Origin of the sequence: Amycolatopsis sp. M39 (assembly GCF_001651785.1) — a bacterium.
In the GTDB taxonomy this organism is placed as follows: domain Bacteria; phylum Actinomycetota; class Actinomycetes; order Mycobacteriales; family Pseudonocardiaceae; genus Amycolatopsis; species Amycolatopsis rubida.
In genome coordinates this window covers 1-10,637 of the sequence record NZ_LWSF01000052.1, presented here as the reverse complement: position 1 = coordinate 10,637, position 10,637 = coordinate 1, and the positions used below count along the sequence as shown (strand labels likewise).

Annotated in this window: 10 protein-coding genes and 1 pseudogene; all 11 read left to right on the top strand. The window is 73.0% G+C overall.

Features of this window, described 5'->3' with window-relative positions; all coding sequences use genetic code 11:
• A pseudogene (locus tag A4R44_RS49805) lies at window positions 1-414 on the top strand (hypothetical protein); the annotation flags it as partial.
• Window positions 411-875: a roadblock/LC7 domain-containing protein gene (locus tag A4R44_RS49800; protein WP_161269673.1), complete on the top strand. Its 465-nt coding sequence runs from the start codon at window positions 411-413 to the stop codon at window positions 873-875. The pseudogene A4R44_RS49805 and the gene A4R44_RS49800, both read left to right, overlap by 4 nt.
• A 3-nt stretch (window positions 876-878) precedes the next feature.
• Complete coding sequence (locus A4R44_RS44830) at window positions 879-1,229, top strand: DUF742 domain-containing protein (RefSeq protein ID WP_095214023.1); 351 nt, start codon at window positions 879-881, stop codon at window positions 1,227-1,229.
• Window positions 1,210-1,827 carry an ATP/GTP-binding protein gene (locus tag A4R44_RS44825; RefSeq protein WP_067595707.1) on the top strand — a complete coding sequence of 206 codons (618 nt, stop codon included), beginning with the start codon at window positions 1,210-1,212 and terminating at the stop codon, window positions 1,825-1,827. The genes A4R44_RS44830 and A4R44_RS44825 overlap by 20 nt, the downstream gene beginning before the upstream one ends.
• Entirely contained in the window at window positions 1,824-3,104 is a 1,281-nt protein-coding gene (locus tag A4R44_RS44820) for a cytochrome P450 (protein ID WP_067595705.1), read from the top strand. The genes A4R44_RS44825 and A4R44_RS44820 overlap by 4 nt, the downstream gene beginning before the upstream one ends.
• Window positions 3,094-4,404 (top strand): cytochrome P450, encoded by a 1,311-nt coding sequence (locus tag A4R44_RS44815; protein ID WP_067595703.1) that lies wholly within the window; start codon window positions 3,094-3,096, stop codon window positions 4,402-4,404. Before A4R44_RS44820 ends, A4R44_RS44815 begins: the two co-directional genes overlap by 11 nt.
• Window positions 4,405-4,546: 142 nt before the next feature.
• Entirely contained in the window at window positions 4,547-5,200 is a 654-nt protein-coding gene (locus tag A4R44_RS44810; RefSeq protein WP_067595701.1) for a DUF3558 family protein, read from the top strand.
• A gap of 297 nt (window positions 5,201-5,497) precedes the next feature.
• Complete coding sequence (locus tag A4R44_RS44805) at window positions 5,498-6,370, top strand: trypsin-like serine protease (protein WP_067595699.1); 873 nt, start codon at window positions 5,498-5,500, stop codon at window positions 6,368-6,370.
• 135 nt (window positions 6,371-6,505) lie between these two features.
• On the top strand, window positions 6,506-7,033 hold the full coding sequence (locus A4R44_RS47665; protein ID WP_107648980.1) for a helix-turn-helix domain-containing protein: 528 nt from the start codon (window positions 6,506-6,508) through the stop codon (window positions 7,031-7,033).
• A gap of 657 nt (window positions 7,034-7,690) precedes the next feature.
• The gene (locus A4R44_RS44800) at window positions 7,691-8,599 is read left to right on the top strand and encodes a DUF3558 domain-containing protein (protein ID WP_067595697.1); all 909 of its coding nucleotides are present in this window, start codon (window positions 7,691-7,693) and stop codon (window positions 8,597-8,599) included.
• 618 nt (window positions 8,600-9,217) lie between these two features.
• Window positions 9,218-10,075, top strand: a complete 858-nt coding sequence (locus A4R44_RS44795) for a trypsin-like serine protease (RefSeq protein WP_067595695.1) — start codon at window positions 9,218-9,220, stop codon at window positions 10,073-10,075.
• The last annotated feature ends 562 nt before the right edge of the window (window positions 10,076-10,637 follow it).

The following is a 10,637-nucleotide window of genomic DNA, read 5'->3' as shown; positions in this document are numbered from 1 at the left end:
ACCGGGCTGGCCGTGGTCGGCCGTCTCGCCGGCGAGCACGGCATCACCGTGCGCCTCGGCCGTTCCGTCCACGGCGGCATCGCGGCCGGCGTGACGATCCCCCGACACCTGCTCGCCTCGGCCGCCGAATGCGAGCCGCCCGCGCCGCCCCGACCGCGCCACGAACCCGCACCCCGATGGCCGGAGTCTCCCGGCCCTGCCCCCACGAGCTCGGCGTCGCGCACCACCTCGAACGGCCTGCCGAAACGCAGCCGGCACGCCGCCGCGCAGCTGCCCGCCGCCCCCGCGCCGCCCCGCGCACCCGCCCGCGTGCAGACCCCCGAGGAGGCCGGCCAGGCCTTGGCCGACTTCCTCGGCCCCGCACCCACCCCTCACTCTGCCCGCCCCGCTCCGACCACCGAGGACCAGCCATGACCGACGCCTCTGCAACCGACCAGGACACTGCCGCCGCGACCGTCACCGCCTCCGACACCGCAGACCGCGAGGACGCCTGGCTGCTCGGCGACCTCGCCGACCTGCCCGAGGTCCGCTTCGCCGTCGTGTTCACCAGCGACGGCCTGGTGCGCGAGCACCGCGGCGACGTCGGGACCGCGGCCGCGGAACGGTTCGCGGCCGCCGCCAGCAGCCATCTCTCCGTGTCCCGGGCCCTGATGGACGTGTCCTCACCCGGCGAGGCGTTCGACCACGGCATGTGCGCCAGCGCCGGGCACTACATGTTCGTCCGCAGCGCCGCGCTCGGCGACGACGGCGCGCTGACCGCCTGCCTGGCGGTGGTGACCACCACCCGCGTCAACCTGAAACTCATCGGCGCCGCGATGGCCGAGCGCGTCGCCCGGCCCGGCGACGCCGCCTGGTTCACCTCCGCGCGAGGCTGAACGGTGCGCGACGACGGTGCTCCCGCCCGCCCGGTGGCGACCTATGTGATGACCGGCGGACGGACCCGCCCGACCCGCGTCCGGGTCCTGCCGGACACGGTGCTGTGCGCGACCGAGGCCGGCTGCGCCGACACCGGGTCCGTCAGCGAGAAACGGGCGCTGCTGGCCGACCTGCGCCGCCCGCTGTCGCTGGCCGAGGCCGCGGCCCGGCAGCGGCTCCCCATCGCCGTCGCGCGCGTGCTCGTCAGCGACCTCCTCGACGACCGCCTGCTGGACGTGCACGCGCAAGCGCGCCTCGACCGCCCCGACCCCGAGTTCATGAAAAAGGTGCTGCATGGCCTCCAGAAGCTCTGAGCAGGACGAGGAGATCCACCTGTCCCGCGACGTCACGAGCACGGCGAAGATCCTCGTCGCCGGGCCGTTCGCCGTCGGCAAGACCACCATGGTCGGCGCCGTCAGCGAGATCGCGCCGCTGCGCACCGAGGAACCCCTCACCGCCGACAGCGCGCGCCTCGACCCGCTGGAGGGCGTCGAGGCGAAAACGACCACGACCGTCGCGCTGGACTTCGGCCGCATCACCCTGCCCGAGGCCTGGATCGTGCTCTACCTGTTCGGGCTGCCGGGCCAGGACCGGTTCCGGAGCATGTGGGACGACCTGGTCCTGGGCGCGATCGGCGCGGTGGTGCTGGCCGACGTCCGCCGCCTCGCCGCGTGCTTCCCCGTGCTGGACCACCTCGACGACCGCGGCCTGCCCTATGTCGTCGCCGTCAACGACTTCCCCGGCGCCCACGTCTACGACGACGCCGAAATTCGCGCCGCGCTCGCCCTGAACCCGCGGACCCCGCTCATGCACTGCGACGCCCGCGACCGCGCCTCCTCGATCGCTGCGCTGTGCCAGGTCGTCGCCCACGCCCTCGCCCGCCACGACTCTCCGGAGGCATCCGCCCGATGACCGACACGCTCGCCCCGCCCAAGGTTCCGCTCGACCAGGTCACCGGTTTGCGGCCGCTGACCGACACCACCGTCTGCGTCGACCCGCAGGCCGCCTACGCCGCGCTGCGGGCCCGCTGGGACGGTCTTCCGATCGCGCCGGTCGCTCTCGCCGACGGCGTGCCTGCCTGGCTGGTGATGGGCTACGAACACGTCCGCGCCGTCTCGCGCGACGACGTGCGCTTCGCTCGCAACCCCGCCCACTGGCGCCAGTACGCCGAAGGCCGCGTGCCCGCCGGCTCCGGCCTCGCGCCGATGATGTTCCCCCGCGACAACGCGTATTTCGCCGACGGCGAAAGGCATGCGCGGCTGCGCGCCCCGCTCGTGCACGGGCTCGCCGGGCTCTCCGAGCCCCGGATGGCCCGGGTCGTGCGCGCCACCTGCGACCGGCTCCTCGCCCGGCTCCCGGACACCGGCGAAGCCGACCTGGTCGCCGGCTACGCCCAACAGGTCCCGATGCTCACCGTCGCCGGCCTGTTCGGCATCGACCCCGACCTCAGCGAGGTTCTGCAGCGCTGCCTGATCGCGCTGTTCGGGTCCGGCGACGACTCCCAGGCTGGCAACGAAGAACTCGAGGACATCCTCGCCCGGGTCCTCGCCGCACACCGCGACCGGCCGGGCGAGGACGATCTGACCACCGCGTTCCTGAACCACCCGGCCCTGCGCGACGACGCGGAGATCGTCCAGTCGATGGTGCTGATGATGTCGGCCGGGTGGGAGACCACCACCGTGTGGATCGGCCACACCCTGCGCATCCTGCTCAGCGCCCCCCGGTTCGCCGCCCGGCTGCGCGGCGGCCGCCTCGGGATCGACCACGCGCTCGACGAAGTGCTGTGGCTCGACCCGCCGATGTGCAACATGCCCGCCCGCTACGCCTTGTGCGACACCGTGATCGGCGGACGGCACATCGCGAAAGGCGACCCGCTGATCCTCGCGTTCGCCGCGGCCAACGCCGACCCGGCGATCCGCCGGGACGGCGAGGACTGGCCCGTGCCGGGCAACCGCGCCCATCTCGCCTGGGGGGTCGGGCATCACGCCTGCCCCGCCCAGCGCGCCGGATGGCTCATCGCCCGCACCGCCGTCGAAACCGCTTTGCACCGCCTGCCCGACGCGCGTCTCGCGATCGAGCCCCGCCGCATCGCCCTGCAGCCCTCCCCGTGGACCCGCGGCCCCGCGCAGCTGCCCGTCCTCGCCACCCGCATCACCGACCGCCAGAAGGAGTCCGGCCATGCCGCGTGACACCCGACCGGCCGCGCCCGGCCCGTTCACCCTCGACCCCACCGCCGCGGATCATTTCGGCGAAGCCGCCCGGATGCGCGCCGCCGGCCCGGTCGTGCGCGTCGTGCTGCCCGGCGACGTGCCCGCCTGGCTGATCATCCGCCACGACGCGGTCGCCGAACTGCTCGCCCACCGCGAGGTCAGCAAGGACTGGCGGAACTGGGCCGCGCTCGCCGACGGGACCGTGCCCGCCGACTGGCCGCTGCTGGGCATGTTCAAGGTCGACAACATGGTCTACGCCGACGGAGACGACCATCTGCGGCTGCGCCGCCCGGTCGTCAAGGTCTTCACCCCCGCCCGCGTCGCCGCCATGGGATCCGGGATCGAGAACATCGTCGACGGCCTCCTCGACCACCTCCCCCGCAAGGCAGACGCCGACTGCGTCGTCGACCTGCGCGCGCATTTCGCCGAGCAGGTCCCGCTGACCGTCATCTGCGACCTCGTCGGCGTCCCCCACGACTGGCGGCCCCTGCTCGCCGGCCTCGTGCAACGCCTCTTCGACACCACCCTCACCGCGGGCGAAGCCGCGCACATCCAGCACGCCCGCTACCACCTGCTGCGCGACCTCGTCCTCCTGCGCCGCACCGAACCCGCCGACGACATCACCACCGCGCTCATCGCACTCTGCGACAACGACACGAACGCGTCGACGGACGAGAAGAACACGCAAGCCGAGGACGCGAAGACGCTGTCAGCCGAGGAACTCGTCGACACCTTGTGGCTGCTGCTCACCGCCGGATACGAAACCACCGCGAGCCTGCTCGCCAACGCGTCCCTGGCCCTGCTCGCCCACCCCGGGCAACTGCGCGCCGCCCGCGACGGCGGCCCGGACATGTGGCCGCGCGTGGTCGAGGAATCCCTGCGCCGCAACGCTCCCGTCGGCAACTTCCCCGCCCGCTACCCGCTGACCGACATCACGATCGCCGGCACCGCCATCCCCGCCGGAGACCTCGTCCTCGCCGGATACAGCAGTGCCGGACGCGACACCGACCGCCACGGCCCCGACGCCGACGCCTTCGACATCCACCGCAGCGCGGCGAAACACCTCGCCTTCGGCGGCGGCCCGCACCTCTGCCTCGGCGCGCACCTCGCACGCCTGCAAGCAACCGTCGCCCTGCCGGCGCTGTTCAGCCGGTATCCGCGCCTGGCGCTGGCCGCCGAACCCGGCTCCCTGCCACCGCTGAAGTCCCTCTTTGCGAACTCGGCCGCCCGCGTTCCGGTGCGATTGGGCGCTCCCGCACGCCGCACGAGCGAGCCGTGACAGCCCACGACCCACCCCGGCCTTCGGCCTCCGGGCAGGCCCCGGGCTCGCACCCGGCCGACGAGCCCCGTCGCGTTTCCCGCGCGTCCGCCGCGAATCTTCCCGCCTCGCCGCACAACACCTCGACAGAAGGGACACCGCCGTGCCCGCAACCGCACCCCGCGCCACCCGTCACGACACACTCCGGCCCCGGCGCAGGGCACGGCTGCACCGTTCTCAGCACGCGCTCGCGCTCGCGGCGGTCGCCGCAGCCGTCGCGGGCTGCTCGGGCTCCGGGGCCGACCAGCCCGCGCCCGCGCCGAGCGCCACCGCGACCGGCCGGGCCCCCGCCGCCGGAACGCCGAAGCCTCTCGACATTTCCTGGGCCGCGCAGCGCCCGTGCGATCTCCTCGTCCCCGCACAGGACGCCCTCGACCCGACCCAGGCCGGGCTTTTCGGCAACGGAGTCCCCGCGAAACCGGCCACCGCAGGCGGCGCACCCGCCTGCGCCTGGACCTCCGGCGCGACGCTCATCGTCTACCTCCCCGGCGCCGACGAGACCACGGTCTACCGCACGAAAGGCGCCCAATTCCCCGTCGTCGTCCCGCTGGCGCCGATCGAGGGATACCCGCTCGCCGCCTACGGCAACGACCAGCCACTCGGCAGCCACGGCGAATGCCGAGTCGCGCTGAGCGTCAACAACCGCCAGGCCGTCGTCGTCTGGCTCACCCAGCCCGCCTCGAACCCGGGCACCTGCGACACCGCGCGCGGCGTCATGACGAAAATCGTGGGAAACCTGCGAGCACGAGCGCGATGACCGAACACCCGCGGCATCCGTCCCGGCCTCGTCGCGTGCCGCCCGAGGCGTCGCCGCAGACGGAAACCCGGTCGGCGGATGCCGCCGCACGCTCACCGGTGCGACGGACGGGCCCGGCAGGACAACAGCCGCAGCCCTAGCGGGCTCGCCAGCACGGGACCGGAGACCGTGCGGCGACAGCCGACTCAGCCCCGTGCCGAGAACGCTGCCGGTGCAGTCCTCCTGGGATTTCCTCTGCGGCGCACAGAATGCCGCAGAGGGAAGCAGAAAGTGTCCACTTTCGACAGAAAGGAACCCATGAAGAGAATCATCGCGGCGCTCGCCGGCGTCGCGTTCGCCCTGGCCGCGCTGTGCGGGGCGAACACGGCCTCGGCCGCTGTGCAACCGCACATCGTCGGCGGCACCCAAGCCACCGGCGACACCGGCTACGTGGCCTCGCTCCGCTACACCGCGGTCAAGCACAACGTGGTGGACCACGAGACCTGCGCCGGGGCGTTGGTGTTTCCCGGCTGGGTCGCGACGGCGGCGCATTGCGTCACCGACGAGCCGGGCGGAAACGATCCGATTCCCACTGCGGACAAGAAGTTCTCCGTCCGGGTCGGGTCGAAGGACCGCACCCAGGACGGCGAGGTCCGCGACGTGGTCCAGGTCGTGGTCGATCCCCGGTGGAAGTGGGGCGGCGATCCCATGTTCGACGCCGCGATGCTGCGGCTGCAGCGTCCGGTCGACATCCAGCCGATCCGGGTCGCTCCGCGCGAAGCCCGGCCGGGCACAGCTGTTCGGTTCTACGGCTGGGGCGTGTGGAATCCCGACGGATCCGGGCCGCTGCCCACCCAGTTGCAGCAGCTCGACTCGCGGGTGATCCCGGCGTGGAAGTGCGCCGACGCGGGGATCACCCGCAACGAGATCTGCACGAACAACCCGGACGGCACCGACGGCCCTGGACCCGGCGATTCCGGCGGTCCCGCCGTCGTCTTCGACGAGGACGGCGTGCCGGAGCTGGTCGGCATGTGCAGCCGGGGCTCGAAACCGCTGCCCGGCGAAGCACCCACCGTGTACACCAGCGCCCCGGCCTACCGGGCCTGGATGTTCGACGTGGCCCGCGGCCGGATCCCCGCGCCGGTCACCACCCACGGTCCCGCGAAACACGAATTCGCGTTGGCCGGCTGACACCGGCGGGCCGGGACCGCGCCATCCCCGCGGCCCCGGCCCGCCGCCTTCCGCCCCGAAGCAGCGCGGCGGAGGTGGCTGACCTCCGACCGGTCATCTCCGCCGCGCTCCAGTTCCGATTGAAAGGGAACCGAAATGGACGGCACAGCCGACACCGCAGGCGATGCCGCCGAGTCGAGAACGTACAGCGGACCAGCTTTCACCTCAGCTGTCGAGGACGAGTTCCGCACGATCCTTGGCGGCGCTCTGCGCACGGCGCGAAAAAGTCGAAAGATGAGCTTGGAAGACGCGGCACGCGCGACGGGCCAAGTGACGAATACCGTCTCCTGGCACGAGAAGGGCAAGACAGCAATCCCCGTCCCCCGATTCGTCCAGTACTGCATTGCATATGGTCTGCCGCCCGGAGCCCTGCTCGACAGCGCACTCGAAGAAGCAACCGGAGTACGACCCCCGGACACAGTGACAGTGGACTTGGAGAAGCTGGCCCAGAGCGGGAATCCGTTAGCGTCCTGGGCGGAAGCTTGGTTGCGAAACCTTCCCTCGTACATGCAGTGCCGACTCCGCCTCACCCGGCCAGCGCAGGACCGGATCGCCGAATTGAGCGGGTGGAGCAGGGAGCAGCTCCTCGGCCTGCTGGAGGCGAAGCCCCAGTTTCCGCAATAGCCGGCGTCGATCACCGCGGCGGCGTAGTCATGACATCTACGAAGGGCGAAATCATCAGTCCCCAGCACCCGCGACACCGGCCGATCCGGCAACGGGATCCCCAACTCGTCCTGCAAGCACCCGTACCCGTCGTTGCCAAGAGCCTCGGCTACTCGACCGACCACACCGCCGCCTGGTCACGGAAGCCGGAGGAACCTGAGCTCGCTACGCCAGTGGCGATCACACCCCGTTACAAGATCGAAGAACACGCGACAGGTGATTACGCGAGCTCACCAGTGCGGGCCCCCACCAACGCGATCAGCTCGTGCACCAACGCCGCCAGGGCGACGCGGGACGCAGCGCGACACTCACGACCACGCCAGCACCAGCGCACGCCGACTCCCCGTCGGCGGCCACGCCGCCTGGGCCGCCAATCTCGACGCCGTCCGTATCAGCATCGCCGGCCCCGGCCCAGGGCGCACCGAACCTCCCGACCAGCCGTTCGCTCCTGTCGCGCCCGCACCCCGGCAGCACCATCCGCTCGCCGCACCGTACGAGGCACACGCGGCAGGCCGGGACGCGCGCCCGAGAGAACCCGCGTCGTCCTGCTCCGGCGGCGGCCGACCGCCGCCGGACGCCCCGCCCCGTGTCCAGCCTCCTGAATCGAGCTCGCCGATCATGTCTGTCCGCAGCACCTGGACCGCGGCCGCGCGCCGAACCGCCGGCCGCGCCCTCTCCTCCGACGCGCGCCAGTGGCTGGTCGTCGCGGCATGGGTCGGCGGTTGCGTCGCCGGAGCGGTCGCGCTCGCCCGGGACGGAACCTCCCCTGCCGTCGCCCCCGTCCCGGCCGCGTACGTCGGCAGGCAGCCGCGACCCGAGGCCCGGGCCGCAGGCCGGGGACACGACAGCCCCTGCACGCGGATCGCCGCGCCCGCGACTCGCCTGTTCCGCGGCTTGGCCGTGCCCCGGTGCCCGGCCTCCCGCGCTGCCGCGCGCCTCGCCGCGGTCCTCGCCGTCGCGACGGTCCTCCTCGCGGGATGTGCGGGCGCGGACACCGCGGCTCCCGGCCCTCGGGGCTCGGCGACGACCCGTCCTTCGGACATCCCGCCCGCGTCTCCGCCCGGCCGCGCGGACGCGGCAACCACGCACCCGCTCGACATCCGCCGGTTCGCACAGAACCCCTGCAGCGCTCTGACCCCGGCACAGGTCTCCGGTCTGCTCGGCTCCCCCGTCCCGGGCGCGGCGACCGTGCACGTCGTCGACGAACCCCGCTGCGACTGGGAGAAACTCGGCGTCCTGATCCAGGTCGTCATCCCGGCCCGCGGCGGCAACGGGCTCGCCGACGTCGAGCGCGCGTACCGGTTCCGTCCGCTCGACGCGATACGCGGATACCCGGCAGTCCGGTTCGGCGACGACGACGATCGTGCCGAGTGCGGCACGTGCCGCGTCGCGGTCGGCGTCAGCGCATACGCCACCGCCGAGGCGAACGTGACCGTCCTGCCGGGAGAACCTGCATCCGACCGCTGCCGCATGGCGCACGAGGTCCTCGACAAGGCGTTGGGAAACCTGCTGGAAGGCACTCGATGACCGGACGCGCTCGCCCGGCCGTTGACGTTCCCGCTCGCGCGGTCGTCCGCATCCCCGGATCGGCACCGAACATTCCTGCGAGGAAAGAGAAAAGGGGCACATGCGCTTCTCCGGGAAGCTCGCGATCGCGCTCTGCGCCGCTGCCCTCGTCGCGGGATGCTCCCGCGCGGCGGCCGCGCAGTCCCCGCCGCGGCCCCCGGACCGGCGATGCCGGCTGCCGCTGGCAGGGCCCGTGCTCGCGGTCGCGGACAACCGGTGCGGCGAGCAACCACTCCCCCCGGGTGCTCGACGCGCTGCGGAACGTGCGGCGAAAACTGTTCCAAGGCCCTGGGATCCCCCGCCGGATCGCCGAGCCGGGCAGTCCCCGGCGATCCGCACGGGACACGTGCACGAGCGGATCTCACCGCAACGCCGAACGTGACCGAACCCGTCGCCACGGCCCGGGGCCCGGCGAGGCTGACCGGGTCCACTGCCGGTCCCGCGCCGGTTCCGGCCGGAGCCGGCGCGGGACCGGCCCGTCTCCGCAGGCGTGCCGCACCCCCGACGGCGGCACCCCTCCTGACCCCGCCGGTCGCGTCCGGCCGGCGCGGACTGTGCACACACCGAAGAAAGGGAAAAATGCGTTCCAGAAAGTTCGCATCAGCCGGCGCCGTCGCCCTCGCGGCGAGCGCGGTGTTGACGTCCGCCGCGTCCGCGTCCGCTGTCGAGGCCGATGCCGGTCCGGTCGCTTCCGCCCGGCTCATCGGCGGCGTGCCCGCACCGGCGTCGGTCACATTCGTCGGGGCGTTGATGTTCGACGCCGAACGCGAAGGCGTGCACGACGCGTTGACGTGCGGGTCGGTCGTGGTCGGACGCCAGTGGCTTCTCAGCGCCGCGCAGTGCGTCGCCGATCTCGGCGTCCCCGGCGAGTTCCCGGCCAAGGACAAGAAATTCCACGTCCGGGTCGGGAGCCTCGACCGCACCGCGGGCGGCAGCACGGCGAACGTCGACGGGATCTACCTCAACCCGCACTGGACCGGCGAGGTCAACCCTCCCCGGAAAGCCGGCGACGCCGTCATGCTCCACGTCGACCGGCCCCTCGACGTGCCGGTCGTGCGGATGGCGTGGTGGACACCTCCTCCGGGCAGCGTGCAACGGACCTACAGCTGGGGCGCGACCGTGCCCGCCGCGCAGCCCGACCGGGACAAGCTGCCGACGATGCTCCAGCAGTTGGACCTGACCGTCCTTCCGAAGCCGCAGTGCGCCGACGCCGGCATCACCAACGGCGAATTCTGCACGAGCCACAAGAACGGCACCGGCCCCGCCTACGGGGACGCAGGCGGCCCGACGATCGTCTACGACCGGCACGGCAGGCCGTACGTCACCGGGCTCGACTCGCGCGGCGGAAGCCCGGTGCCGGGGCAGGCCAACACGGCCTTCACCAGCGTCGCCGCCTACAGGGACTGGGCTGAGGACGTCATGGACGACCACACCTGACCGCCCACCCGGTGTGGAGCCGCCCGCCGGCGGCTCCACACCGGCCTGAGCGCTCGCCGCGAGGCGCCGCAAACCGGCGGACCCCGCAGACCGGAAAGCGACGGTGCTCGCCCGACCCGAGCCGCCGAACACCGCCCGGGCCGCGACAGCCCCGCATCGGTTTCTCCGCGGACTCTCCTCGCACGCGCGATCCGCACCGGCACGCGACGCCGGCCCGGCACGACCCGCCACCGAGACACCGCAGACGGCACACTCAGCACACGCGAAAGGGCTTCACGACGTGAACGCATCCGTCCCCGCCCCGATCCTGCGATCCCGCGCGCGTCGCACCCGCCGCCCGCGGCCTGGTCCCGCGCTCCCCGGGACCGCCGCACGGCCGCTGCGCGCGCCGTGCCGCCGCCGCGACGACCACCACGCCGTGCGGCCGACGAAAACGGGCGCGACACCAGCATCCAGCAGGAGACCCGGCCCGAGATCCGGGTTCGCCTGGATCAGCTCCCGTCCGCCCCGAGCCCGACGCAGCAGACCACGCCACCGACCGAACCACGAAAAGGCGACCCCG